We start from the raw sequence: 25015 nt of genomic DNA on the forward strand, positions 1-25015 counted from the left end.
TGGCTGCGGGCCGGAAAGGGTCCAATAGCCCCGCGCATGGGCCGGGGCGGACGTGTTCGTCACTGGCGACATGAAGTATCATTCCGCTGTGGAGGCCGCCCTGGAGGCCGCCGTGGAGACCTCTCCTCGGGTCGCTCTTCCGCGAACCAGCACGCCTCGGACACTGCCAGAAACCCTCCCTTTTTCAGAAACCTGTGCCATTCGTTGATGCCTCGCTCAAATCCGATATTGTAGATGGCCCCTTCGGACCATATCAGATCGAGTTCTCCGTCTTGAAAGGACAGCGCCTCCATGGACCCGACCACTCCTTTGATCCTGTCCTGAAGACCTGCAGTGCGGACACGATCTTCAAGGATGGCAATGAATTCGGGGAATAGATCCAGGGCGGTGATCCGACCGGGAGCGTGTTCGGCCAGAACCAGGGTCTGCCCGCCGGTCCCGCATCCGATATCGGCAATTCTGGACTCGCTGGTCAGATTGTCGATACATTCAAGGGCCTTTGCCGTTACTTCCGGGCTTCCCGGCCCCTGGCGGTCCAGAGTGGAAAAATAGTCACAGATCAGTGCATAATCGAAATCGTGAATGGAGGTATCCTCGGTACCCATGTACATGTCCTTATGGGATAAAGATGTTGAAGGAGTGTTTATCCACAGTGTTGCCAGAACTATCGACAGTATTTTTTATAGTTTCGTAAAAAATGATTTATGTATCTCTGTGTGTGCAATTCTTTGTCTATTAAGCACGAGTTGCTGTGCCTGGGGCCAATTGATGATTTCATGATTTACTTTTTTTCCTCCGCAGATCGATCAGCGGTGGCCAGGGAAAAGAATTGTGTTGGCATTTTAGTGAACCCAGCGGATAATGGCAAGAAAAGACACCGGGATAAAAAGCTTATCTTCTCAGGTCGTGGCAGGAATTGGAAGGTCATGGCAATGGACAAATCTACGTTCTGATCGTAGCGAGTATCTGCCGCCGGTGTGCGGTTCTGGATGATTTGTTTGTTCCGATAACGTACAGATTTTTCTCCGAGCAACCATGAGACAAAAAGAACATTTGATGCGACTGAGCATTCGACAGCGGATTATCGTCCTTGGATCGATGGCCATTTTGGGGATACTGGTTTCGATTTTTCTGATCCTGCGCTCCCAGATGGAGAGTTACGACCGGCAGCGGGATATGGCCGAGAAGCTGCAGCGATCTCACCAGCTGCTGGAGGTGATCTACAACCTCCAGATCGAGCGGGGTAAGACTGTCGGGTATCTGGCCGAAGGTCATCAGAGTCTTTTTCCGGATATCCTTTCCAGGATGGAGGCCACTGATGCTGCCTGCACGCGGTCCTTGGCCGAAGGGTCCGACACGCTTCAAGCATTGCGCGGATTTCGGGAGAAGATTCTCGCCTCGCAGGTGACAGGGAGCGAGACCTTCTTCTTTTATACCAGACTCATTGAAACCATGATCGACTCCCTGGCCAGGGTGCGGTTTTCCGGGTGTCTGCGTCTGAACCAGGATTTGCGGGCACTTTTTTCGCTGGTCAATGCCATGGAATTTGTCGCCCAGACGCGAGGCATGGTTTATATGGCCCTTTTTGAGGAGATCAGCGTCAGGAATTTTGTCCACATGTCCTGGCTGCGTTTTGACGCGGCCCTGAATGAATTTTCTCGATCAGCAGCCTTGAGTTCCCTTGAACTCTCCGGAAAGGAGATCGAAAGGGAGACCTACCGGGAGTTTTTTGCCCTGGCCTCATCCCTGGATCAGGGAAATCTTCTCAAAAAAATGGACGATCCGGAGATGTGGTTCCATCGGGCTACCCAGGCCGTGGACAGCCTGAAAAAAGCAGTGCTCGAAGCACATACGCTCGTTGCCCAGGAAACGGCAGAGACCGTACAGGCCAATCGGGTACGCATCATTTTTTTGTCCGTCGCATTGGTCATACTGGTCTGTACGCTTTTCTATCTGTCCCTGTCGACCTTAAGAAACATTCTCAAGCCCTTTGGACGACTGGTCGCGGATATCGACCACGTCATAACGACCAACGATCTGGCCCACCGTATCTCCCTGAAAACAGGCGATGAGCTGGACGTCATTGCCGACGGGTTCAACCGGCTTCTGGGCACGGCTGAAAATCTGGTCCGGGAAAAGGATCGTCTGGCCCGCAGGGACACCCTGACCGGTATCGGTAACCGGTTGTGCTTCGATGAAACCCTGAGTGCCGAGGTGCAAAGGGCCCGTCGGTATCAGATGCGTTTGTCACTGATTATCTTCGATATCGATCATTTCAAGCGGGTCAATGATATCCATGGGCACGATGTGGGGGACGAGGTCTTGAAGGCGGTCGCGCAGGTCGTGCGGACATCTGTTCGTCGCACGGATATCCTGGCTCGATGGGGCGGTGAGGAGTTTGTGGTTCTGGTCCCGGAAACGGGACTCGATGCGACCCTGACCCTGGCGGAAAAATTGCGCACAGCCATAGAGACCCATCATTTTCCCCCGGTAGGAAGGGTAACCGCGAGTTTTGGGGCGACCGAACTCTGCCCGGATGATTCTGCCGACGCGCTGCTCAAACGGGCTGATCAGGGATTGCTCCAGGCCAAGGAACAGGGGCGCAACCGGATTGTTTCCATTGCCTGTTCCTGAATACGGATTTCATTGCCGGTTGGACGGAAAACCACAAAGGCCGTTTGCAGCATCTGCAAACGGCCTTTGTGGTTTTTGAGGAGCGATCACCAGCACGAAATGCCCCACGGCCTCACGCAAGGGCAGAGAGAGGATGAAAGACGCAGACCGGGCAATGGGCAGGATCAGAACTGTGGCCATGTCCTCAGCGCTGTTTATTCAGCCATTCCAGGGAATAGAGATCCCGGCGGCGGCTTTCCAGATTGCGGACACTGCCGTGCCGGCGCAATTCCTTGAGCAGATCCAGGTCGAGATCCGCGATCAGTGTGGTCTCGGTGTTGGGCGTGGTTTCAGCGGCTATGGCGTCATGGGGAAAGGCGAAATCCGAGGGGGTGAAGATGGCGGATTGGGAATACTGGATCCCCATGGTCTCCACCTTGGGGATATTGCCCACGCTGCCGGAGATGACCACATAGCATTCGTTTTCAATGGCCCGGGCCTGGGCGCACCGGCGTACCCGCAGGTAGGCATTCTTGGTGTCCGTCCAGAAGGGGACCAGGATGATGTTCACGCCCTGGGCGGCCAGGATGCGGGCCAGCTCGGGAAACTCGATGTCGTAGCAGATGAGGATGCCAATCTTGCCGATATCGGTCTGAAAGACCCTGAGCCGCTCGCCCCCGAACAGTCCCCAGGATCCCCGTTCGTCCGGGGTGATATGCAGCTTGTACTGGGCGTCCCAGGTGCCGTCCCGGCGGCAGAGAAAAGAGACATTGTAGAGTTTGTGGTCCCGATATTCAGGGATCGATCCGGTGACGATATTGATGTTATAGGCCAGTGCCAGGCGCATGAGCTCCTCGCGCAGGGTCTCGGTGTACCCGGCGAGCTTGCGCATGGCCTCGGGCGGGCTGTCGTCCTCGAACTGGGCGATGAGCGGGGCGTTGAACAGCTCGGGAAAGAGGACCAGGTCCGCCTCATAGTCCGAGACCGTGTCCACGAAGAATTCCACCTGCTGGAGAAAATCGTCGAACGAGGCAAATCTGCGCATCTGCCACTGGACCGCGCCCAGACGGACCACGGTTTTGCGCCCGCCGATGAGACGGGTTTTGGCCTCGTAGTAGATGTTGGTCCACTCCAGGAGAACCGCGTTGCCCGCGGATTGATGATCCTCGGGATAATAGCCGCGCAGAAGTTTGCGGATGTGGAAATCGTTTGAAAGCTGGAAGGAGAGCACCGGGTCGTGGATCTCCTTGCGGGTGACCCGTTTGATGTATTCCTGGGGCGTGAGTTCGTCCTTGTATTTGCGGTACCCCGGGATGCGTCCCCCGACAATGATCGCCCGGAGATTGAGCTTTTCGCACAACTCCTTGCGGGCATCGTAGAGCCTGCGGCCCAGACGCATGCCCTGGTAGTCGGGATCGACAAAGACCTCGATCCCGTAGAGGGAATCTCCGTCCGGATCATGATTTTCCAGGGTACCCTCGCCAATGACCTCCAGATAGGTATGCCTGTCGCCGTATTCGGAAAAATCAATGATCAGGGCCAAAGCCACGGCAACGGTCTGTCCCTTGTCCTCGATGCAGATCTGGCCTTCGGGAAACCGTTCGATCATCGCTTTGATCTGTTCCCTGGTCCAGGGAGAATCCACATTCCGGTAGACCCGTTCCATGATGGCACGGATGTGATCGTAATCCTCAATATGCAGATTGCGAAGGTGCAGTTTGTGTTCAGCCGGGGTGTCGAAGTCCATGGGAAGCTCCTGCCGGTTGTGGGAAGTCTGCCCAAAGAGACGATGGCAATACGCCCGTCAGCAGTGGCAGATGAAAAATCATCCGGCCCTGAAACACGTTTCAGGACCGAATGCATGCGTCTTTCACGAGAGATGCAGCAAGGCGTCATGGATCTGCATATAGGCGATCAAAAATTCAAAGAGCATGCGCCAAAAGAGTTCCATGAGCAGCAGACACGCCACAAAGGCGATGGTCAGTTTGAGTTTGTGATTTCCATCCAGTGTGTTCCAGAGGATATCCTTTCCGGCCGTACGCGCCGCATCCCCAAGACGGAATCTGTGTGCGGCCTGTTGTGCCAAGAAGATGAGCAGGCCGGGAAGGATGAGGGCGCCGAGGTAATAGAAGACGATCAGCGCCTCTTTGCTGATAAATTTCTCAAACCTGAGAAATTCCGTCACTGCGTGTACATCCATTGTTTCACCCCTTGATTCCCGGATGAGGTGTCAGCCTGATCGCCGGGATTCTGCAAACGGCCTTTGTGGTTCGTGCAAACGATCACCAGCTGGTGTGCCATGAATGAAAAAGCGATTACTCCCGGGAGATTCGCTTCTGCTGTTTTTTGTGTTCCTGCTTCATCCGGTACATGTCCTGGTCGGACCTGCGGACCATGCTTGCAAAGATGTCCCGGGTGACAGGCCGCTTGTCCGCCTCGCACAGTCCCCAGGATATCTGCAGGCCCTGTCCGTGAAAGGCTATCCGGGCAAGGGCTTTTTCCAGCCGTCGTACCACAGCCGAGGCAGCCGCTGCAGTGGTGCGGCGCAGAACAAGCAGAAATTCGTCTCCGCCATAGCGCACGGCCAGATCATCCGCGCGCAGGGTGTTGCCGATGATTTTCGCCAGCTGCTTCAGGGCGGCATCCCCCTGTTCGTGTCCGAAATTGTCGTTGATCTCCTTGAAGTAGTCCAGGTCCACCATCACCACCGTAAAGGTCGCGGATTCCCTGGCCAGGTCGTTCTCCACCCAGCGGTCGAGTCCCCTTCGGGAAAGAAGTCCGGTAAGGGCGTCCTGTTGGGAATGTTTTCGGTAGGTGTCCCGGCTGCATTGGAGATCCTTGAGCAGCCGGTGCAGGATAACGACGATGAAAATGTTTGACCCGACAACAAGGACGATCAGCATACCCAGAAACGGAAAGAGGTTCACAAAAGCCAATTTCGTGCTGGACGCGAACAGGGACGTATACCCTGTGCTCACCAGGACGGCGGCATCCGCGTCCGGGAGGAACCGGACCAGTCCGATATCGGTCGCTGTCCTGAAGAGATCAGGGGATTGGCGGGCAAAAGACACTGGCGTCGCGGCCCTCAGCCTGTTCGCCTCCTCGGCCGGGACAATGGTAAAATGAATGTCCTGGGTCTGCAGTTCCGAAAAAACGCCGCACAGATCAAAGCAGGCATAATCATGTCCCAGGATCAGGCCTGATTCCTTGATGGGTGATTGCACGGTCAGCGACACGGCACATTGATCGTTGCGCCCTTTGTCGGGATCCTGGGGCGGGTCAAAGTCGAATCGAAGCGTCCTGGTCCTGAAGTGCTCTCCAAGGCAGTGGTCCGGTTCAAGGGGGGTGCCGACGGCCGCCAAAATGCGGCCATCCATGATACGCACGGCACTGGTCAGATGCGTCAGGGCAGCAGCCCCTTCATTATACCGGTCGTGATGGTAGCTTGCCAGTGCCTCCCAGGAAAGCCTGCCCTCATGAAAGGCGAGCATGTTTCGTTTGAGCATGGTCCTGCTGGACAGGGTCGCCGCTCCCTCTCTGCATCGATCGATAACCGTGACCGCATTGTCCGCGATCGCGTTCGCCGAGATGACAAAATTGTCCAGCATGAGCTGTCGCACGGCGTCACGCATGGGCATATAGAGAATGAAATATGCGGACAGAGCGATAAGCAGGACCAGCAGCGTGACCATGATCCGAATGTGACGAAACGCCTTTTTCACCTGTTGCTCCCATCCCCGTGCAGGCTTGTGTATACAATGCGAGAATACTGATTGTTTCTGATTGATTTTGAATGTTCTTGTGTGGTTATCTCATGGAAAAAGCAAGTAACTTTTCATGGTTTCAGGGTCGGATGTGCCGGCAATACGCATGGATCGTGCATCGCTCTGCCCAAAAGACGGGAGGGAAAAAAAGTGCGCAGCGTCCAGGACACTGCGCAGAAGGTTGCGGATGTGGGGATCGTTTGAGGGCCGGGACCGTATTGTCTGTCTGTCCCGTATGCGTTTGTTCGCAGAGCACGTCTCTCTTGTTGTTCCAGGGGCTGCCCATATTTCAAAAGGGGTGCCGCTGAAACACCTCGCTTGCCTGCTCGCGTCCGGCCCAGGGTTGTTGAGGGGCGTAATCGCGCAGGGCCTGGAGCTGGGCCACTTGATCCCAACTGCCATGTCGTCTGCAGTGACGGAGCCTGTCCAGATCCAGGCTGACTATGGTGGAGGTGGGGCGTTCACCGGCTTCGAACAAACAGTTTCCCTCCGGTGAAATGACCAGGGATCCCCCGGCCAAATGGTAGTGGTGATAGTCGCAGGCACCGTTCATATAGATGTAGTAGGCCTGATTCTCTATGGCCCGGGCATACTTGATATGCTGGTAGCTTTTTGGAATGCTGTCAGGATCCATGGAAAGCTGGATCAAAACCTCGGCTCCCATCAGGGTGAGTGTGCGGCTGATTTCCGGAAAATCGGCATCAAAGCAGATCTGAAGGCCAAATCGGACCTTTGGTTCTGCAATATCAAAAACATGGTAGTCTCGACCCGGAACGGTACCCTTTTCCAGATCGGTATCCCACGGCACCATTTTTTTATATATTCCGGCCAAGGTGCCTGTCGGGTCAAAGACCGGTGCAGCGTTGCTGAATTTCCCGCCCGGTTCGGCCATCTTGAGGCTTCCCGGCACCAGCCATACGCCCAACTCGGCTGCAAGACGTCCCAGACGCTGCATGGCCGGGCCGTCGGGCCTCTCGATGCGGTTCGGGGCGATTCCAAATTCAACCCCTATGACGAGTTGTGGGTGTCGCGGATCGGCACACAGGGCAGTGGCTTTTTCTGCGAAGACATCGATATTTTTGTCGGTATCCGGACTGATCTCCATTTGAATCAGCCCGACGTGAAGTATTTCAGACATGCGGACACCTCTCTTGGCGTGATTATTCAGGTTATGTTTGACGTGCGCTTGAAACGCTTAGTGCTGTCACTGTGAATAGGATCAGTCCCATGCCAAGTATCTGCAGGCTGACCAGGTTTTCATGCAACACCACGACGCCAAATAGCGACGCGGTGATCGGCTCAACCATTGCCAGGATCGAGGCCACGGTCGGCGCGGTATGGTGGAGGCCGACGATATAGAGAATAAAGGACAATCCCGCGCCAAGCACCCCCAGGATAACAAAGAGCGGCCAGATCGGGGTGCTCAAAACCGCCACGAGTTGCTCACCATCACCCGGCCAGATGAGTATGCAGACCAGTGCTGCAAAAGCGATCACGAGAATCGCCTGAGGGCTCCCGTGAGGTGCCGCATATTTGAAGCCGAAAATGAATATCGCATAGGACAGCCCGGAGAGCAGACCCGCCCCAGCCCCAATCAGTGTGACACTGCCGGTTCCGGTCTCGTAAATCCGTGTGAGCAAGACAATGCCAAGCATGACCATGAAGATGGAGGCCAATTTGAACAGAGTGGGGTGTTCGAGTTTAAGGGTGAAGGAGATCAGATAGACGAACACCGGGGCACAGTACATGAGTGTTGCCGCAACCGCGACACTGCCTTCTGCGATGCTCACGAAATAGAACGCGAAATTGCCGGCTACGCCGAGTCCGGCGATCGCCGACCAGAACCATACTCGGGGATTTCCCAGACCGCTGTTGCGCGGGCGCACCGCCAGCCAGACGAGAACAACTGCCAACCCGATGGCACCCCGGTAGAAGGAGACCACAAACGGATCCCATCCATCGGCCATGAGCATCCCGCCGATCCCGCCTGATAAACCCCAGCATAAGGCTGCCAGCGCCACGAATACCTTACTCACAATCGCCATTGTCTCCACCGTTTCTGATGAGATGCTCTCGGTTGAACGTGGGGGACGCGTCCCATGATGCAATTCCTGGCATGGGATTTACGTGAAATGCAGTTAGTTGGGTCTCTATTCAATCAGAGCGTGGGCACTTCTCCGGCTATCTCGCCGACCAGGGTGATCCTGCCCTGTTCGTCTCTTCCCACAACGGTTGTAAACCCGTCAAAATACCTTTCCCGGCCGTCCTCGTATTTGACCGTGCTCGTATTGGGTATGGTTTCGCCCGTGGTAAAGGTCTTCAGGGTGTGGCAGCCGTCACAGGGAATGTCCTTATCCATGTACAGCTTGTGACATTTCCGTCCCACCGGATCGGTCCCGGCCACTTCCGCCGCCTTTTTGTTGGCCCAGACAATAGTCAGCTCCGGGTCCAGGACAATCACCACCTGGGATATCTCCCTCACTATCTGTTCAAAATCTATTTTTTCGGACATCTATAACCTCCTTGAGAAAAAGAATCGCCTATCCTGATCCAGATTGGTCGTCAGGATAGGCGTTTAACTCCACGTACACAAGTTTGTAGCAGGGTCACCCTGTCAGGTCCTCTTTTTGATGGATGTTCGATGGGGCGATGACTTGCCTGACGCAGGGGGCAAATGACGGTCAACGAAGGTTCGCATTGCGTCTGGATGTATTTTTTACTGTGGTTTCAAAACACCACGAAATGCTCAACGGGTACCGCTTGTCTGCATGATCTGAAGGGTGTTGTGAGCAGATACAAAAATCAAGATGCAGCTTATGTCAATTTTCTTTTTAGAAGTTGTGCGTTAATTGCCACGATAATCGTGCTCAAGCTCATTAACACGGCTCCCATAGCTGGATTGATCACTATACCTTTACTATACAGAACTCCAGCGGCCAAGGGAATTGCAAAAAGATTGTAACCTGTTGCCCAGACAAAGTTCTGTGCCATTTTTTTGTAGGTTTCTTTTCCAAAAACTATTAAAGATGCAATGTCTTTCGGGTTGCTGTTTACCAGGATGATGTCGGCTGTTTCGGCTGCGATATCTGTACCTGAACCGACCGCAATGCCGACATCAGCCGCTGCAAGGGCAGGAGCGTCATTGATGCCGTCGCCTGCCATGGCGACAAACTCTCCATTTTTCTGAAATTCTTTAATTTGTTCCAACTTCTCCTCGGGCAGTATTCCCGAGAAATACCCATCGAGACCCAGTTCGTCGCTCACACTTTTGGCCACTTTCTCATTGTCACCTGTCATCATGTACACTTTGTGGCCGTTCTTTTTCAATAGCTTCACGGCCTCGTACGATTCCGGGCGGATTTCGTCTGCCATGTCGATAAAACCTGCCAATTGGTCATCGACGATCAGAAAAACCACAGTTTCCTGTCCATAGTGAGAGACAGTTTCTGGAATATCCATGTGGTGTTCCCTGACGTATCCCGGACCTACCACCTTCACTTTTTTATTTTCCACAACGGCCTCGATGCCTTGCCCGGTGATGGCATGGAAGGTATCCGCTTCGGGTATTTTTATGCCTGCATCCTTTATTTTGTCCATGATACCCGCAGCCAGGGGATGTTCCGATTTGGCTTCCAATGCGCCCGCAAGCCGCAGTATTTCGTCGTCATCCAGAGTGTCGGTCAGTGAACCAAACCGGGTTACACCGAAATTACCCCTGGTGAGCGTACCGGTTTTATCGAATGCCAGCAGGCTGATTTTTCGCGCGTTTTCAAAAGCTGTGCGATTGCGAATGAGCAGGCCCTTTTGCGCTGCCTGGGAAATAGAGATAGCAACGACAAGCGGTACAGCAAGCCCGAGGGCGTGCGGACAGGTAATCACCATCACGCTGGCCATGCGTTCCAGGGCAAAAACAAAGGGCTGGCCAAGGATCACCCACGCGGCCAGGGTGCAAAACCCGACGGTGAGTGCAGTGATGGTCAACCAGAAGGCGATGCGGTCGGCCAGGTGCTGTGTTTTTGATTTTGTTTTCTGGGCCTCGCGCACCATGGCAACGACCTTATTCAAATAGGCGTCATCGCCGACCTGCTGCACGCGTATCGTCAGCGAGCTGTTTCCATTGATTGTGCCGCTGATGACCTTTTCATCTTTTCTTTTTTTAACCGGTTTTGATTCGCCGGTCACCATCGATTCGTTAATCGAGCTTTCCCCTTCGGTAATTATGCCGTCAACGGGAATTTGCTCTCCGGGACGCACCAGCACCATGTCATTTTTTTTCAGCTCATCCACCTTAATATCTTTGATCGTTCCATCTATTTTCAAATGAGCTTCGGCCGGCATCAGGGCAATGAGTTTTTGCAGGGAACGGGATGCGCTCATAACGGATTTCATTTCAATCCAGTGTCCCAGCAGCATGATATCGATTAACGATGCCAGCTCCCAGAAAAACTTTTTGCCCTCCAGGCCGAAGGTTGTGGCAGAGCTGTAGCCGAAAGCTACTGTTATGGCCACGGCAATCAATGTCATCATGCCTGGCTGTTTCTTTTTCAGTTCATCTGCCAGACCGGTAAGGAACGGCCAGCCTCCATAGAAATAGACAAATGCCGAAAGGCCGAAAAGCACATACTCGATGTGCTTCAATGAGATCTCATACCCCAGTACGTTCTGAATCATTGGTGAGAGCACCAATATGGGGAATGTCATAATCAACGATACCCAGAACCTTTTCCGGAAATCCCGAATCATCATGGCATGGTGACTGGAATGGTCATGGGAGCTTTGCTCATGATGGTGATGCTGGGTATGCTCATGATTTTGCTGGTGAGTATGATCATTGTGAGTATGTTCTGAATGTTTTTCCATGCCATATCCTTTCAAAGTAGTTTTTTGCCTGTTCCCGTGTTCCTTACTGGGAGACGCGACCTGTTTCGGTATCGACCGCATCGAAGGCTACTGATACCTCAGCAGCTTAAGTGGCAGATTTCGCCTGGATCAATATCCCGCAGGGCCCCTGACTGATCCTGCAATAGGCAAGCAGAGGTATGATCAAAGTATGGCGGGATTATTCAGCCAAAGCGCATAGTTCAACGCTGCGGCGAAAGATACCCAGCATAAATAGGGTACGAGCAACATTGCTGCAGGCTTGTTGATGCGGAAGAATGCAAAGATTGTGATAAGGATGAGAAGCCAGAGAACTATGATGTTGATGAATGATGCTGCGCCCAGGTGCCACGAGAAAAACAGCCAGCCCCAGAGGGCATTTGGTATGAGGTGGAACAAATAGAGCAGCAGGCTGCTTCTGTGGGCATTGAAACCATTTTTGCGCCAGATCATCCAGGCCGAAAGACCCATCATCGTATACAGGATTATCCAGACCGGCCCGAAAAGCCAGCCGGGGGGAGACCAGGACGGCTGAACAAGTGATGCGTAGAATTGCTTTGCATTGATAGAGGCCATGGCACCGACAAAAGAGACAGCATAGCAGATGGTGAGGCTCATCACTAATGCCAGGGCTTGTTGCTTCGTATTGAGTTTACTCATAATGGCCTGGTCCATAGCATTATCTTTGCGTACGACGCAAGGTATCGTCTTGAATTTTGTCGATGTTCCTTGGGGAAAAGTCGGGAATGGCGCTGAATGAGGAAAATCTTTGCAAAGGGGTCAGAGGGCTCGCATTGTGACTCGTTCCGTAGCGAACCGTATGCTACGTCGTGGAGCGCAGGGGTAAATCACGTTTGGTACATGATTGGTACATGGATGCAAAAAAAGGCCACTTTCTTTCGAAAGTGGCCTTTTGATAACGCCTTGGGGTTTAAAGCTTTTTTGGTCGGGATGAGAGGATTTGAACCTCCGACCCCCTGAACCCCATCCACGCTCTCACGGACCGGTTATTTCGTTATAACTAACTGAAAAAACATAAGATATTTCCGATTTCTGGCGCATTTCACTGGCTGTGAAGGGCGTGCATGCGGTGAATAAAATCAATAGGTTGGCATAGGGCTCGGCGAGAAGGCTAGAAATAGGCTAGATTTTTTGGGAAGAAAACATGCAGCTATCCCTTCGCTGTGATTGGCAAAAAAGGTGGTTGAAATTTATGGGAAGGAATTTCCAGCCCCTGTCAGGTCCTTTTTTGGCGGATGTCCGATGAGGCGACATTTTTCCTGACGCAGGGGGAAGACTATGGTAAAAGACGTACATGATACCCTCTAAAATTAGAAATACGAGATACTTTTAGGGGGTATCTCCGTTCTGTCCCAAATCTTTATTCGGGGGGACGGTGTCAGATGGTATTTCTTTGATGATCTTTCCGTTCTCAACGTAAACAAGGTACGTGCCTGTTTGTTTTGCAATCAGTCTGGCTTTGAGGGCGGCTCGCTTGAGGGCATTATATGCTGCCTGGACGTCGGGAGGCAATGGGGTTTGTTTTTGGGTCGTTTGGGAGGTCATGCATTTTCTCCGTGGTCTATCAGAACCGGGATTGTCCCGTTGTTGTCGTAGTATTGCCAGGTACTCACGATGGGTTTGTAGATAGTGTTGAAATTATTTAGCCCCGCAACAAATCTTCGGCGAATGACTTCAGGTGGGATTTTTTCAATCATAGATTTGTTGTCAGGAATCTGCAAGTGGTGTTGATATGGGAAATGGCCTGAACTTTCATGTAAAGAATTTTTGGCTCATCCGGCAAAAGGGTACTTTTCATCTCGAATCCAGCTGCCTGTAGGCATTGTGGAAGCACATCTTCGGGTACACCCAAAGATAACGAGTACATGGACGCTGTAGCCCCCCTCCCGTAGTTCAGGGAGGGGCTGGGGGAGGGTTTCAAACAGCTGGAGGAAGGGATCGATGACACGACCCGCCCCTAACCCCGCCCTTGCCAGGGTGGGGGATCTGTTCAACGCACCATCGACAGTGTTGCTTCCCAAAAGGGACTGACAGCTGATGGCCTGCAAGTACGCTATTGCCGGATGAACCGAATTTTTTACTCGAGATAGCTAGACAACTTTTTGATTTTTTTGGGAAAAAGTTGGGAATGGCCCTGAATGAGGAAAATTATTCCAAAAGGGCCAGAAGGTTCGGCTTGTGGCGGCCTTTCTCGGGTGAACCTCATTTTATGCGACCGAACGACGAGATCCTTGAGGCCAGGGATGAACTGGGTGCAGTCAGGGGGCAGGTGATTGACAATGTTTTTTTAAAGGCTGTAATATTAGTCATAAGATAAATTTTAGCCTAGAATATAAGTCATTATGTCAAAAAGACCTCCTTCCATTTCCGTACGGCGCGGGCTGCGCAAGCTCGGTGAAGATCTTCGCAAAGCACGGTTACGTCGACGACTCAAGATGACTGTGGTGGCTGACCGGGCCGGTATCAGCCGTGAAACCCTGGCCAAGATCCAGAAGGGTGATCCAGGGGTGAGCATGGGCAATTACGCCGGGGTCATCTTTGCCCTGGGGCTTGGCGTCCAATGGATGGATCTTGCCGATATCCGCAATGATCCTGTCGGATTGGCCCTGGAGGAGGAAAGCCTCCCCAAGAGGGCCAGAGGGCTCAAATTATAAGTCATCCCGTAATGAACCGTATGCTACGTCTTTAAGAGCAGGTGTATGTCCGAAGAAATCTTTGTTTATATGGATTTGAGAGATACCCTGGGGTGATGCTGCTCATGCGATAATTTCCCTGACACAGGGGATACCTCTCGCTGGTCCTGGATTCTTTGGCTCACACCAGCAGCCCTTGCTTTACAGCAAAGAGTATCAACGCAATTTTTACTTGCTTTATGAGACAAGTCCAGACAAAGTGTTGTTACTTATGAATATGTATATACGATTTGTACGTAATTGCGTATGAAAAATCCAAAAGATATCTTTCGTTCACGAGGTGGGCAACTTCGGATGCGTGATGCTCTCGAAGCGGGGATCAGTCGGTACACACTCTATTCGCTACGAGACAAGGGCGAGATCGAACAAGTCAGCAGAGGGGTTTATCGGCTGGTGGAGCTGCCTGCTCTGAGCAACCCGGATTTGGTGACCATTGCCTTGCGGTGCCCCAAGGCTGTCGTCTGTCTTATTTCAGCCCTGCACTTTCATGAAATCACAACGCAGATTCCCCATCGTGTATCCATAGCGATTCCGAGAAAATCCCGCCCGCCGTCCATTGATCAGCCCCCAATCACGGTTTACCGATTTTCGCAGCAATCGTACGAAGCTGGGATCGAAGAGCACCGGATAGACGGTATCCAGGTCAAGATTTATAGCGTGGAAAAAACCCTGGCAGACTGCTTCAAATTTCGGGAAAAAATCGGCATGGACGTGACCCTGGAAGCATTGAAGCGATACCGTGAGCGCAAAAAAACCAAAATTGATCTGCTTCTTGAATATGCCAGGGTCTGCCGTGTTGAAAAGATTCTTTTTCCTTATCTGGAGGCACTCGTATGAAGCCGCCCAAAAATATCGCGGCATCCGTTCGCTAGCGCCTTCTCAACCGGGCAAGAAGCGATAAAAGGCCATTTAATGAACTCCTGCAGTATTATGCCATGGAACGGTTTCTTTATCGCCTGACATGCTCAGCCCATGCTCATCGGTTTATTCTCAAGGGAGCCCTGATGCTCAGGGCATGGCGTTTGCCTGAGTTTCGCCCCACCATGGACATTGATATGCTCGGGCGAACAAGCAATGAAGAGGCTCTGATAACAGACCAATTCCGGCAGATCATGTTGCAACCCGTTGAAGCGGATGGGATCGTTTTTGACGCCCGGTCGATCCGTCTTGAAAAAATTACAGAGGATGCCGACTATACCGGAATACGGCTTCGGTTTCGAGCAGCATTGGATACCGCTCGGATTGGGATGCAAGTGGATATTGGTTTTGGCGATATCATTTACCCCAACCCTATTGAGAAAACACTCCCAACGATGCTGGATTTTTCGCCACCAACCATGCTTTGTTATAGTTTGGAAAGTGCTGTAGCTGAAAAATTCGAGGCCATGGTAAAGCTTGGAATGGTGAACAGTCGCATAAAAGACTTTTACGACATTTGGCTTCTATCTCGCCAGTACGATTTCCATGGCCCCGAACTGGGAGAGGCTCTTCGGATTACCCTTGAACACAGGGGTACGCCTCTACCGGCTGAAATTACAGCTTTTGGACAGGCTTTTTCTGTTTCCAGGCAGGGACAATGGTCCGCGTTTCGAAAACGCCTCCAGCAGGATCATCTGCCGACATCGTTTCAGAAAATCGTTTTGGCCGTGAAGGAATTTCTTGACCCCGTATTACGGCTAGATGCATCTGATGCAGTACCTCCAATGATCTGGACTGCACCTGGTCCCTGGACCGATCGCTCGTCATAATTTTTGGCAATTTTGCTCAACGAGTACAAAGTCTTTTTCTCAAGCAGTTTCCTTCTGGTTCCTTCAAATGAATTTTAAAAGAGGCGACAACTTCCCTAACACAGGGGTATGACAAGAACTTTTATATCCATTTACACTTGAGGCTCCCCGAAAACTTTGGCTTCTCGCTGCTGCCATCGTGTCGGATCACGTTTGAGATGCATTATGGCTCCTACCAAGATGAAATCAGTGCGAACCTGGTAGAGTACGCCGAAGGGAAAACGGTCGGTGAGACATCTCCGGGTTCGATATGAAAAAACCGGCCATGCCTCTGGATGGCGTCGTATTCGTTCGAATGTACGTTGTACTTCAGACGCAAATTCAAAGCCCAAGCCCGGACGCTGTTCATTATAGTAATCAACGGCTTCAGCGAATTCCTCTTCCGCACATGAGAGGACGAGTATTTTCATCGCTGATTGATCCTGGACAGGACCTCCTCAGCAGGGGAAGCCGTGAGTAATTTTTTGTCGTATGCTTCGATCCTGGATTCAATCTCTTCCGTCCAGGCAGTTTCGATCTGGTTGTCCGCCTGAACATCAAAACTCTGGAAAAGACGCTGAATCAGTTCTGCCCTCTCGATGGGTGGCAGGGCGAGGGCATCGTTGAGAACCCTCTCGGCTGTGGCTGTCATCTGGTCAACCTCGTTTTTTGTTTTGCTTCTTTTAAAAATAGCCTACAAAATGCAGCTCCGCAACCCGGATCTTTGACGCTTTCTCCACCAAGATCTACCTCCCTCACATTGCCCGTTGCGAGTCTACGGTCTATCGATTCTGTTCTGAATCCGGCATCTGGCCAAGGCCTTCGGTCCTTGAGAAAGGAGCCGCTTTGAGAACCTTGCTGTCTCTCGGATCTCTCTCATTGTGCAAGTAGATTGCGGGGTACTATGTGTCAACAGGGGAGACATGGTTGGGGGGGGGATTGGTTTTGGAGTCAACTTATGGTTTTTCGGATTATCTGACCACGGCCAGTTCATCCCAGGATGTGGTATATCGTTTGGAAAGGAATTTCCGGCGCATATGCCATTTTTTGTGTCCCAGACCCGCCGACGCCAGGGTGACGGTGGCATTGCCGTAATGGGTGTTGATGCTGTCCATGACGGCCATGAGTCCCTGCTGTCTGGAGCGCTCTTTTTCGGATGGATCGAAAAAGGAGCGTTGCCGGTTGGAAGAGGTGGCCAGATCGGTGAGCATGACCCCGACCTTTTGGAAGGTGTACCCGGGGCGAAAGATTTTTTCCAGGACGGCCTGTGCCTTGGTCTGAATATCCGGGGTGTACGATGTGGCGGGCATAAGCGGGAGGCAGCCTGATCTGGCGTACTGGGATTCCGGCCTGAACCGATTGGTGGACAGGAATACATGAACGCATCCGGCGGTAAGCTTTTTTCGGCGTAATTTCTCACCAGCTCGGACAACATAGGATGCCAGGGCTTCCTGGAGGCTTTCAAGATCGTTGATCCCGGTGCCGAAAGAACGGGAGCACACCAGGCTCTTGGGTGGGGGCGGGGCCTGTTCCAGAGGGATGCAGGGAATCTGGCCGAGTTCCAGAACGGTGTGCAGACCGGTGATTTTAAGGTGCCTCTGGATCCAGGGGTGCGGCATGTCAGTAAGATCGGATGCGGTGAGGATATGCTTGGCCTGCAGAAATTTTTCGTAGCGTCTGCCGATTCCCCATATATCCCCGATTTCGGTCCGGGAAAGCCCGTCACGGATCTGGCTGGGGGTATCCAGAACGCAGACCCCGCTTGTGTCCGAATGCTTCTTGGCCAGATGGTTGGCGACCTTGGCCAGGGTTTTGGTCCGTGCAAATCCCACGGAAACCGGAATTCCGGTCCAGGCGAACACTGTTTTTCTGATGGCCCGCCCCATGTCCATGAGCTTTGCCGGATCGGTGGATCGGAAAAACAGAAAGGATTCATCAATGGAATAGATTTCGATATCCGGGCAGAAGTGGGCCAGGGTGGTCATGACCCGGGAGGACATGTCGCCGTACAGGCTGTAATTGGACGAAAATACCCGAACCTTGTTCTGACAGAAAAGATGCTTGAACTTGAAGGCGGGCGCACCCATGGGGATATTCAGCGCCTTGGCCTCGTTGGACCGGGCGATTACGCAGCCGTCGTTGTTGGAGAGCACCACCACGGGTTTGTTCACGAGTTTGGGATCAAAGACCCGTTCGCACGAAACATAGAAATTGTTGCAATCGACCAGGGCGAAAAAGTCATTGGTCAGGGGGGCTGTAAACGAACCCATTTCAGAACCGCCTCACAATGCCGGTGACCACCCCCCAGATGACCAGTTCCTGCTCGTCCTCGACCATAATAGGCTGAAAGTCCGGATTCTCCGGCACAAGCACATATCCATTTCTCGATTTTTCCAGCCGTTTGACCGTGAGTTCCCCATCCAGAACCGCAACCACGATCTTGCCTGGCAATGCTTCTTTGGACCGATCCACAATGATCACGTCCTTGTCGTTGATCCCGGCCCCGAGCATGGAATTCCCGGACACCCGCATCATGAACGTGGCAACCGGATTGTCGATCAGGTATTCGTTCAGGTCCAGGGTGTTTTCGATATAGTCATCAGCCGGTGATGGAAATCCCGCAGGGGCATTGTGCAGGACCAGGGGGAATTCGGCCCTGGTCTCGGGATCGATCACGGCCCGACCGAGAAGGGTCAGGAACGCGGACGCTTTGGATGGATTGGATGGTTTGAATTTTATTGTATTGGATTTCATGGAGATGCGTGAGCTTGTTCAAGGACGTGGTTCGTGTGCTGGAGATTCCCTTATGCAGGTAGGCCCCTGGAGAAGGCAATCACTTTTTGTCACCCACGGTTATTGTCAAAAGTGGGGGGTAAATTTTGGAGCAGGATCACAGGATGGGGAACTTCTTTTGGCAAGAACCGGCTCTCATGCCGGCATTTTCAAAATATGATTGAGAGCCCAGGCGACAACTTTCCGGACACAGGGGGTTTTTAATATCGTATTGACACCACAATATCAGTTAGAGAGACATTCCTCCAATTTTTGTAAAGCCTTGGCGTGTTTTGCGGGATTTTTCCGCAATTTTTCAATATTATACAATTTCCAGCGTACTGCGGGCAAGTGTTTGGCGTGTGGAATTCCCAGTAGGTTCCATTCGGGATTGCCTCGTTTGATGGACAGAAGGAATCGTTTGTCATCATGACTCAAGCCGGACCTGATATCCTGAACCAATCGGACACGGGTTTCCTCAAGTTTTTCAACAGAGATAATCGTTCGTGACATCCCCTGAAATTCTTTTTCATAGACATCGCCAAGAGGTTGAAACCGGGGGTTGAGCAATTCAGACATGGGGCGGTTGTGACCAAGCAAATAGATAATGACCGCCTTTCGCGTTTCCTTTGTGATTCCTGTCATATCCAAAAGTTGGGCAACGTCAAACAGATCGCGCGGGTGCTGGCGATCCAGAGCAGCGCATATCTTGCCGCCATAGAGATCGTGGATGGACAGGCGGCGTACTTCAACGGCCATTTCGAAACGTTTTTCAACTTCCGGTTGCAGTCTTGCGTACTCAGTCTCATAAACTGTGCCGCGAATCGTGGCATTAGGTTCAATTTTTACTGTGGCGCCTTCATGATGAATGATCACTTTGGGTGCCCCTGTTCTCGGCGATGTCTCCACGACGGTTGCGCCTGGAAAAAGTCGTTCGATATTCTTGCCCAATCGGTTCATGCTGGCCCCAATATCTGCCAAGGCCGTCCGGCGATCATTGATGGGGCAGAAGGCCAAGTCTATATCAACAGAGAGGCGGGGTAGATTCCAGAGAAAAAAATTGAGTGCTGTTCCGCCTTTCAGCGCCAGAAAGGGCGAACCTTTACCTTCTGGATCGTCAAAGTCGATCAGGGCCAGGACTCTTAAGAGGATGCGCACCTGCTTTTCATACGTGTTCAAAACAGTTCTCCGTCAAGATCCCCGGGGACAGTGATGCCGAACTCCTTGTCCAGAATGCCGTTTTTGACGATGACCCGTTTACCGGAACCGAGATTGATGGTGGCCAGGTTCAGATGATTGAACCAGTGAAAACCGGATGCCTTGGCAAGGTACAGAAAGAGTCGTTTGGCCTTGATACTGTTGCACTGTTCCAGCAAGGTCTGGAGGATAACCGGGCGTAATGTGGAAAGGTTCGACACGATGTGTCCTGCCTCCTGAAAACGTACTTTTTGGGGCACGTGATACAGAAGCTCCAGGGCTGCCCGTTCTGGGGAGGATATATGCACGGTGAATGTTCCGGCATCATAAATTACAAGGCTTTGCTCAAGACCCTCTGGAAAGAGTGCTGTCGAGGTGAAGATAATTGGTTGGCCCCACTCGTAGTTGGCAAACCATGCCGGGAGTTTTTTTGGGGATGGGGCAAAAAGAAATATTTCTCGATCATGGGTCGGGACGTAATGCGTATATCCTTGCAATTCCAGGGACGTTCTTCCGCCCGCCAGAATACAACCTGACGTTTTATGCTGCTGCAAACAATGAAGCCCCCCGAGCCAGTTGGGTTTGTCATGGCTTTTGGCATAGACTCCGCGTCCCAGAGAAACCAACCAACCTTGCTTGATGTAGCTTTGAACAAGGGACAGGGAGATGCCAAGGGCTGCAAGCTCCCTGGAACTTTTTACGGTTCCCGAGGGCCAGGTTTGCATGAGTTGGTTTATTTTTTCTCCCCTTAATGTTTTCATGATATGTCAAATAGATTTTTTTTAAACTTTATACAAGAAGAGATATTGGAAAACCCTGACAGGATCGACCTGATCAGCAAAGATGGAAAGATGTTACCGGGCAGGAATAGTAGCTTTTTCGGATCATGGACCCTTTGGAGCCACCCGTGGATTCTTCCTGTAGATCCCGGCTTGCCGTTGAGGTGATCTGCTTGAGCAATTTCTTGATCTGGTTGTTCGACAATTCCCCGTCAATGATGACTGCCAGATCCACATCCTCTGAAAAGCGTTCGATGCAACCGTAGGCATTGGAAAGCGATATTCCACCCTTGAAAACAGTTATATCGCCCAGGCTGGTTTGCGAAAGGCGATAGAGTGCCAATGTCAGCCAGTAATCTTTTTCAATGAAGATGTTCTGGAGATTAATGGTGGTCGGCAGTCGCCTGAATGGCATCCTTGAAGAGTTCTTTGGATTCATGAAGCTTCATACTATTCCCCATGATTTTTTATCGGGCAGGATGTTCTCTGAAACGTTGAGATTAAATGTCGTCAGGGGATTGAGCGTGCTTCGGAGTGCAAGGGCCTGTTCAGGCTTGTGTATCTGTTCGAGAAGACAACCATAGATGGCTCGGACCATGGGTGGATATTTCTTGGCAAAATCCGTCAGCTTCTTCAGATCATCTTGAGACAGTTTTCGGATTTTTTTTTCAAGAACGATCAGAACGTCATCCGGAGTACAGCCCTGGGCGTGTTTGATGAATCTGAGTGCCTCGAGCAGTTGCAGCAGGGGGACATCGTCTGCTTTAAACGATGCAACGTAACTGCGCACGAACCGAACCTGGAGCTTGCCCAGGGTCTGATTTTTTCGGGGTGTGATGGTGGCAATGGTCAGAATGCTCGGAACCTGGGTGGATATCTCAAGATTGAGATAGATGGACTGACCCGTGAGCATTCCGGTTATTCGATCTCCTTTCCTGGTCAGAAAGGAGATTATTTCCTCATCAGGCGGACTGGTCGGGCCAAAAATCGTTTGTTTGGGGCGATAGAAAGTCCCTTTGGCCTGACGGACCAGAACTTTTTGTTTCACCAACCGCTCGAGCGCCTTGGCCAGAGCCTGCGGTTTGACCTCTCGCATACCAGTGAAATCCTGGTAGGTGATGATCTTTCCCGGAGGAACCGACTCGACATAATTTTTTACCTGTGAAGCAGCTTGCATGATATGATCCTCGTTTAAAAAGAGGAGTAGCCTTTTTAGCGGACTTGTCAAGTTTTTGATAGTTAAAACATGACATGCACGCAAAACATGGTTTACCGTTCATCACCCTGCCTGAGCGTTTTTTGCCGCTTCCGATGCATCTCAGAAAAATGGCGAAGTTCCTGATTCTGGAATATTTAACATTTTTTGGGGTTCTTCATCCTCCTTCTGGCACCTCCTTAGGTGAATTCCACAGGCGGCGGGCGACAACTTTCCTGACACAGGGGGCCTGTGTCAGGAAAGTTGTTCCATTTTGGGTGTCACCTGCGCGGGTGAAGTGAGTGCCTGCATGGTTTCATTTTGAAAAAAAGCCCCTGATGACCGTTGGTTCTCGTAGATGATCTATGGATTTCATTGTATCTGCGAGGTTGCCATGAGTCATTCGTTTTTTAAGGACATATCACCGGGTTCATCCGGATCAAACACGCCGTGCGAAGATGTTGTCCCGGCCCGACATATCGTTCTTACCCATGACATGGAGGAGATCGAATTGAGCCAGACCCCGGTCCGTGTGCGGAAGATATCCGCTGACGGCAAGGGCAGGTTCGCGGTTCATGGGAGCTTCGATGCCCAGCCGTACAGCGAGATTTTTGCCTGGATCAGATGCAAGGGAGAGCTGATTGCCTCGGAAGAGGAAACCGTGTCCACGTCTAGAGGCTGCTTTACCTTTGCCTTCCATCCCCCGGATGGTGTCAGGGTCACACCGGGTCGTTTGATCTTCATGGTTCTGGATCATGAATGAAAGGATTTGAAAATATGCGAATCACTCCCGATCCTGTTTTCAGATGATCGATCGGTGTGAGTTTGATTTGACAGCTGAAAACCTTTTGCCACGGAGGTTGTCATGGGCCATTGGTTCGGCAGATTTCGCGACGATATGCCCTGGCGCAAGACTCCGGCCAGGATCAAGGGCGTATGGTATACTCCTCGAGGTGACAAGATCGACAATCCTGACGCTTACTTCGCCACAGTGGCACGACGAGGTCGCTTCTGGGACGGCGACACCGGCTGGCCGGGCTCTAGCGGCACGAAAAAACGCAGCAAGAATGCTCGTCGTTGGAATGGCTGATAGATTCGTGATAACGCATCCGGTCCAGGGTGCTTGAACTGGAACAGGCCTGGTATCCGAACTCGGATGCCAGGCCTGTTCCAGTTGGTTCATCTGGGAAAAATTGGGCTCGAGGTCTCATCTATACATGTATGGAAACAATTCTTTTTTTCTTGCCAGCACGGTTTCCAGCATATCTTTCCAAAAATTCTGTTTCAGTACCGGCTCGAAATGGGGGGCGTGAAGCCCTGAATTCTCGAGCATGTTTCGCACCTGTTCACACTGTTTTTCCAGGACCGTATGATTCATCCCCTCAGCAAACATATGGGCCAGGGGGAGCAGCGCCATGGCCTGGATGGTCGGGCCGGATGCAAGACAATTCTGCAGGGAAAGGTGGTAAAGACGTTTGCGTTCTTCCTCTTCCCGGGCCAGCAGGGCCAGGTTCAGGGCGATCAACTGAACAGGATGGCCCCGGATGGTGTCATGGGAAATCCGTCTTCTGATCTTCCACCACAGCTCGGCATCCATGAGGCGGCCGGAGTCCACATGCAGACGCAGAAGGGCGTAAATCTGAAAGCGATTCATGGAATGAACGGGCCAGGACCCCTCAGGGCCTGCCGCACATACTTCCTTGAGACGTTTTTCAGCCTCCTCGAAGCGTTCTGTCTCGATCAGGGCGAAAACGAGATAGAACAGATCCCGTAGCCATTCTTTGTGACAGTCTCCGGGAATCTCCCCGTCCCCAAAGGCATGCATGGCTTTGTTCAGATAGTGCATCCCCTGTTCGGCGTACTCGGGCCCGCAGAAGAGAAAATGCTGGCCCAGGGTGCCGAAGTATTGGCCCAGGACTTTTTCTTCGCACGGGCCGTTGCATCGTTGGCGTTTTCGGTCAAAGGCCGTCTCCATATCATCCACGATATCTTCCAGCATCATGGAATGTTCCATGCGTTCCGGCAGTCGGGGATCGAAATCATATCTGTTGTGGCTGTCATTGATGAAGATCCGCACGGCATGCAGCAGTGGTGCTCCGTCACCCTGGTGCAAACGCAGGATGTGCGGTTTGACGGCACTCGCGATCCGGTTCCATTGGGGAAAAAGATCGATCATTCCAAAATGGTTGGCCCTGTTCATCTGAAGCAGCGCCATATCCCACGCAGCCACGGCATCGTGGGCTCCCATTTTTAGGACCATGTCCGGTTCGAAACAATCGAGCAGGGCCTCAGCGAGCTCATGGCATGTACCGGTTGTGGAATGTCCCCATCCTTTGATCTGTTCGATAAGGGGTCGCAGGTTATCTGACTGGTGCAGTCGGTTGCTGATGGCTGTGCGATAATGCCGGACCCACATATCCATGCCCTGTGCGAGTCCGCACAATTCCTGCACGAGTCCTTCTTCCTGATCGAGAATGCGCTGGGCAGCAACCACCTTGGTTCCAAGACCCGGTGCCTGGCAGGCCAGAACGGCACATGCCTGATCAACGGTTGTGACCGGAACGGTTTCAAGATTGTCTCGACTGCACATCGTTGCATCACCAGGCCCTTTCGCCGGATGGATAAAGAATCTGCAATCGGAACCTGCAGCATTTGCTTTCTCGAGCACATGGCCCACTGGGAGAACCGATCCGTCCGGGCCAAGACAACCCGTTGCCATGATCTTTGAACATGGCTGACCGTTATGGGCTGCGGCTGCACCCAGAAAAACAGGCAGTCCCAGGGAAGGTCCGGCAATGGTGTGTTCGTGTGTCTTCCAGGAAATGGGGCAGACCGCCATGGACAGATCCCATTTGTTGCGCACCAATTCGTGAGCAGTGTGAATGGCACCAATGGCCTGATCGTCAAAAATCTCCGATCCCATGGGGAACAATTCCAGGTCCGGACCGACGCCGATCATCATCCAGAAGACATATCCCCTGCCCTCGTGGGCCAGGGGGATGGGAACCTTACGCCATGTTCCCTGCTCCAGCTGACAGGGGGAACAGGTCATGGAACGAGACAGGACCGTTTCTTTGTGTTTGAGCCATGAGGAAACGGCAGGGGGAGTTTTGAAGGGATCCAGAAGATGGGCGAAAAACAGGGTAAATACGAACGCGTGTGCATCCGGACTGGCGCTGTACAGTCTGTCGAGGGTGTCGGCGTTGCCGGAAAATCGGTTCCAGAGGGTCAGGGAAAGACCATCGAGCATCCGGTCCCAATCAGGGATTTTGCCCATGTTCAGCTTGGACCGGGCTCTTTCCAGAGTCCATGAAGGGGTGAGGAGTGCGGCCATGAG

At 52.2% G+C, this 25015-nt stretch carries 25 protein-coding genes; 6 read left to right on the forward strand and 19 right to left on the reverse strand.

The features are described 5' to 3' along the window. Positions 1-59 precede the first annotated feature (59 nt). Positions 60-605 (reverse strand): class I SAM-dependent methyltransferase, encoded by a 546-nt coding sequence (locus ACTVJH_RS12155; protein ID WP_455991096.1) that lies wholly within the window; start codon positions 603-605, stop codon positions 60-62. Between the two features lie 430 nt (positions 606-1035). Between ACTVJH_RS12155 and ACTVJH_RS12160 the strand changes: the two genes are divergently transcribed. After that, the gene (locus tag ACTVJH_RS12160) at positions 1036-2634 is read left to right on the forward strand and encodes a diguanylate cyclase (RefSeq protein WP_455991099.1); all 1599 of its coding nucleotides are present in this window, start codon (positions 1036-1038) and stop codon (positions 2632-2634) included. A gap of 9 nt (positions 2635-2643) precedes the next feature. Here the strand turns inward: ACTVJH_RS12160 and ACTVJH_RS12165 are convergent, their stop codons facing one another. The 10 genes from ACTVJH_RS12165 to ACTVJH_RS12210 all read right to left on the reverse strand — a co-directional run bounded on the left by ACTVJH_RS12165 (position 2644) and on the right by ACTVJH_RS12210 (position 12821). Further along, the gene (locus tag ACTVJH_RS12165) at positions 2644-2814 is read right to left on the reverse strand and encodes a hypothetical protein (protein WP_455991102.1); all 171 of its coding nucleotides are present in this window, start codon (positions 2812-2814) and stop codon (positions 2644-2646) included. 4 nt (positions 2815-2818) lie between these two features. Beyond that, the gene (locus ACTVJH_RS12170) at positions 2819-4360 is read right to left on the reverse strand and encodes a GNAT family N-acetyltransferase (protein WP_455991105.1); all 1542 of its coding nucleotides are present in this window, start codon (positions 4358-4360) and stop codon (positions 2819-2821) included. Between the two features lie 123 nt (positions 4361-4483). Then, a complete protein-coding gene (locus ACTVJH_RS12175; protein WP_455991108.1) occupies positions 4484-4813 on the reverse strand; it encodes a DUF4282 domain-containing protein in 330 nt (109 codons plus the stop codon). A gap of 115 nt (positions 4814-4928) precedes the next feature. Next, on the reverse strand, positions 4929-6335 hold the full coding sequence (locus ACTVJH_RS12180; RefSeq protein WP_455991111.1) for a GGDEF domain-containing protein: 1407 nt from the start codon (positions 6333-6335) through the stop codon (positions 4929-4931). A gap of 331 nt (positions 6336-6666) precedes the next feature. After that, the gene (locus tag ACTVJH_RS12185) at positions 6667-7515 is read right to left on the reverse strand and encodes a carbon-nitrogen hydrolase family protein (protein WP_455991114.1); all 849 of its coding nucleotides are present in this window, start codon (positions 7513-7515) and stop codon (positions 6667-6669) included. A 31-nt stretch (positions 7516-7546) separates the two neighbouring features. Then, the gene (locus ACTVJH_RS12190) at positions 7547-8422 is read right to left on the reverse strand and encodes an EamA family transporter (RefSeq protein ID WP_455991118.1); all 876 of its coding nucleotides are present in this window, start codon (positions 8420-8422) and stop codon (positions 7547-7549) included. Positions 8423-8535: 113 nt separating this feature from the next. Then, entirely contained in the window at positions 8536-8889 is a 354-nt protein-coding gene (locus ACTVJH_RS12195) for a PAS domain-containing protein (protein WP_455991121.1), read from the reverse strand. 302 nt (positions 8890-9191) lie between these two features. Then, positions 9192-11237: a copper-translocating P-type ATPase gene (locus tag ACTVJH_RS12200; RefSeq protein ID WP_455991124.1), complete on the reverse strand. Its 2046-nt coding sequence runs from the start codon at positions 11235-11237 to the stop codon at positions 9192-9194. Between the two features lie 183 nt (positions 11238-11420). Further along, positions 11421-11930: a TspO/MBR family protein gene (locus ACTVJH_RS12205; protein ID WP_455991127.1), complete on the reverse strand. Its 510-nt coding sequence runs from the start codon at positions 11928-11930 to the stop codon at positions 11421-11423. Between the two features lie 675 nt (positions 11931-12605). Further along, positions 12606-12821, reverse strand: a complete 216-nt coding sequence (locus tag ACTVJH_RS12210; protein WP_455991130.1) for a hypothetical protein — start codon at positions 12819-12821, stop codon at positions 12606-12608. Positions 12822-13618: 797 nt separating this feature from the next. Between ACTVJH_RS12210 and ACTVJH_RS12215 the strand changes: the two genes are divergently transcribed. The 3 genes from ACTVJH_RS12215 (at position 13619) to ACTVJH_RS12225 (ending at position 15717) form a co-directional block, all read left to right on the forward strand. Continuing rightward, complete coding sequence (locus ACTVJH_RS12215; protein WP_455991133.1) at positions 13619-13930, forward strand: hypothetical protein; 312 nt, start codon at positions 13619-13621, stop codon at positions 13928-13930. Between the two features lie 285 nt (positions 13931-14215). Beyond that, positions 14216-14806, forward strand: coding sequence for a type IV toxin-antitoxin system AbiEi family antitoxin domain-containing protein (locus ACTVJH_RS12220; RefSeq protein WP_455991136.1), 591 nt, complete (start codon positions 14216-14218; stop codon positions 14804-14806). A 98-nt stretch (positions 14807-14904) separates the two neighbouring features. Further along, positions 14905-15717: a nucleotidyl transferase AbiEii/AbiGii toxin family protein gene (locus tag ACTVJH_RS12225; protein WP_455991139.1), complete on the forward strand. Its 813-nt coding sequence runs from the start codon at positions 14905-14907 to the stop codon at positions 15715-15717. A gap of 445 nt (positions 15718-16162) precedes the next feature. On the opposite strand, the gene ACTVJH_RS12230 is transcribed toward ACTVJH_RS12225, so the two are convergent. From ACTVJH_RS12230 to ACTVJH_RS12260, 7 genes are all read right to left on the reverse strand, one after another. After that, positions 16163-16387, reverse strand: a complete 225-nt coding sequence (locus tag ACTVJH_RS12230) for an addiction module protein (protein WP_455991142.1) — start codon at positions 16385-16387, stop codon at positions 16163-16165. Positions 16388-16706: 319 nt separating this feature from the next. After that, positions 16707-18005: a Y-family DNA polymerase gene (locus ACTVJH_RS12235; RefSeq protein ID WP_455991145.1), complete on the reverse strand. Its 1299-nt coding sequence runs from the start codon at positions 18003-18005 to the stop codon at positions 16707-16709. Between the two features lies 1 nt (position 18006). Next, positions 18007-18489 carry a LexA family protein gene (locus ACTVJH_RS12240; RefSeq protein ID WP_455991148.1) on the reverse strand — a complete coding sequence of 161 codons (483 nt, stop codon included), beginning with the start codon at positions 18487-18489 and terminating at the stop codon, positions 18007-18009. Positions 18490-18753: 264 nt separating this feature from the next. Beyond that, entirely contained in the window at positions 18754-19686 is a 933-nt protein-coding gene (locus ACTVJH_RS12245) for a nucleotidyl transferase AbiEii/AbiGii toxin family protein (RefSeq protein ID WP_455991151.1), read from the reverse strand. Further along, positions 19683-20465, reverse strand: coding sequence for a type IV toxin-antitoxin system AbiEi family antitoxin domain-containing protein (locus ACTVJH_RS12250; RefSeq protein ID WP_455991154.1), 783 nt, complete (start codon positions 20463-20465; stop codon positions 19683-19685). Before ACTVJH_RS12250 ends, ACTVJH_RS12245 begins: the two co-directional genes overlap by 4 nt. Before the next feature lie 73 nt (positions 20466-20538). Continuing rightward, on the reverse strand, positions 20539-20922 hold the full coding sequence (locus ACTVJH_RS12255; protein ID WP_455991157.1) for a nucleotidyl transferase AbiEii/AbiGii toxin family protein: 384 nt from the start codon (positions 20920-20922) through the stop codon (positions 20539-20541). A gap of 6 nt (positions 20923-20928) precedes the next feature. Then, a complete protein-coding gene (locus ACTVJH_RS12260) occupies positions 20929-21660 on the reverse strand; it encodes a DUF6088 family protein (RefSeq protein ID WP_455991160.1) in 732 nt (243 codons plus the stop codon). A 412-nt stretch (positions 21661-22072) separates the two neighbouring features. On the opposite strand from ACTVJH_RS12260, the gene ACTVJH_RS12265 reads away from it, so the two are divergent. Next, positions 22073-22441 carry a hypothetical protein gene (locus ACTVJH_RS12265; protein ID WP_455991163.1) on the forward strand — a complete coding sequence of 123 codons (369 nt, stop codon included), beginning with the start codon at positions 22073-22075 and terminating at the stop codon, positions 22439-22441. Positions 22442-22543: 102 nt separating this feature from the next. Further along, positions 22544-22768 (forward strand): hypothetical protein, encoded by a 225-nt coding sequence (locus ACTVJH_RS12270; protein ID WP_455991166.1) that lies wholly within the window; start codon positions 22544-22546, stop codon positions 22766-22768. A 117-nt stretch (positions 22769-22885) separates the two neighbouring features. Here ACTVJH_RS12270 and ACTVJH_RS12275 read toward each other — a convergent pair whose 3' ends face one another. Continuing rightward, positions 22886-25012 carry a hypothetical protein gene (locus ACTVJH_RS12275; protein ID WP_455991169.1) on the reverse strand — a complete coding sequence of 709 codons (2127 nt, stop codon included), beginning with the start codon at positions 25010-25012 and terminating at the stop codon, positions 22886-22888. Positions 25013-25015: the final 3 nt, after the last annotated feature.

It is taken from the genome of Desulfoplanes sp. PS50 (assembly GCF_053851535.1).

Excerpts from the sequence above, each read along its gene's own strand:
- ACTVJH_RS12265 (WP_455991163.1), top strand. The coding sequence starts at position 22,073 with ATGAGTCATTCGTTTTTTAAGGACATATCACCGGGTTCATCCGGATCA.
- ACTVJH_RS12250 (WP_455991154.1), bottom strand. The coding sequence starts at position 20,465 with ATGAAAACATTAAGGGGAGAAAAAATAAACCAACTCATGCAAACCTGG.
- ACTVJH_RS12220 (WP_455991136.1), top strand. The coding sequence starts at position 14,216 with ATGAAAAATCCAAAAGATATCTTTCGTTCACGAGGTGGGCAACTTCGG.
- ACTVJH_RS12175 (WP_455991108.1), bottom strand. The coding sequence starts at position 4,813 with ATGGATGTACACGCAGTGACGGAATTTCTCAGGTTTGAGAAATTTATC.
- ACTVJH_RS12230 (WP_455991142.1), bottom strand. The coding sequence starts at position 16,387 with ATGACAGCCACAGCCGAGAGGGTTCTCAACGATGCCCTCGCCCTGCCA.
- ACTVJH_RS12195 (WP_455991121.1), bottom strand. The coding sequence starts at position 8,889 with ATGTCCGAAAAAATAGATTTTGAACAGATAGTGAGGGAGATATCCCAG.
- ACTVJH_RS12200 (WP_455991124.1), bottom strand. The coding sequence starts at position 11,237 with ATGGAAAAACATTCAGAACATACTCACAATGATCATACTCACCAGCAA.
- ACTVJH_RS12160 (WP_455991099.1), top strand. The coding sequence starts at position 1,036 with ATGAGACAAAAAGAACATTTGATGCGACTGAGCATTCGACAGCGGATT.
- ACTVJH_RS12165 (WP_455991102.1), bottom strand. The coding sequence starts at position 2,814 with ATGGCCACAGTTCTGATCCTGCCCATTGCCCGGTCTGCGTCTTTCATC.
- ACTVJH_RS12235 (WP_455991145.1), bottom strand. The coding sequence starts at position 18,005 with ATGGGTTCGTTTACAGCCCCCCTGACCAATGACTTTTTCGCCCTGGTC.
- ACTVJH_RS12155 (WP_455991096.1), bottom strand. The coding sequence starts at position 605 with ATGGGTACCGAGGATACCTCCATTCACGATTTCGATTATGCACTGATC.
- ACTVJH_RS12240 (WP_455991148.1), bottom strand. The coding sequence starts at position 18,489 with ATGAAATCCAATACAATAAAATTCAAACCATCCAATCCATCCAAAGCG.
- ACTVJH_RS12205 (WP_455991127.1), bottom strand. The coding sequence starts at position 11,930 with ATGGACCAGGCCATTATGAGTAAACTCAATACGAAGCAACAAGCCCTG.
- ACTVJH_RS12255 (WP_455991157.1), bottom strand. The coding sequence starts at position 20,922 with ATGAATCCAAAGAACTCTTCAAGGATGCCATTCAGGCGACTGCCGACC.
- ACTVJH_RS12225 (WP_455991139.1), top strand. The coding sequence starts at position 14,905 with ATGGAACGGTTTCTTTATCGCCTGACATGCTCAGCCCATGCTCATCGG.
- ACTVJH_RS12170 (WP_455991105.1), bottom strand. The coding sequence starts at position 4,360 with ATGGACTTCGACACCCCGGCTGAACACAAACTGCACCTTCGCAATCTG.
- ACTVJH_RS12210 (WP_455991130.1), bottom strand. The coding sequence starts at position 12,821 with ATGACCTCCCAAACGACCCAAAAACAAACCCCATTGCCTCCCGACGTC.
- ACTVJH_RS12260 (WP_455991160.1), bottom strand. The coding sequence starts at position 21,660 with ATGCAAGCTGCTTCACAGGTAAAAAATTATGTCGAGTCGGTTCCTCCG.
- ACTVJH_RS12215 (WP_455991133.1), top strand. The coding sequence starts at position 13,619 with ATGTCAAAAAGACCTCCTTCCATTTCCGTACGGCGCGGGCTGCGCAAG.
- ACTVJH_RS12185 (WP_455991114.1), bottom strand. The coding sequence starts at position 7,515 with ATGTCTGAAATACTTCACGTCGGGCTGATTCAAATGGAGATCAGTCCG.
- ACTVJH_RS12270 (WP_455991166.1), top strand. The coding sequence starts at position 22,544 with ATGGGCCATTGGTTCGGCAGATTTCGCGACGATATGCCCTGGCGCAAG.
- ACTVJH_RS12190 (WP_455991118.1), bottom strand. The coding sequence starts at position 8,422 with ATGGCGATTGTGAGTAAGGTATTCGTGGCGCTGGCAGCCTTATGCTGG.
- ACTVJH_RS12275 (WP_455991169.1), bottom strand. The coding sequence starts at position 25,012 with ATGGCCGCACTCCTCACCCCTTCATGGACTCTGGAAAGAGCCCGGTCC.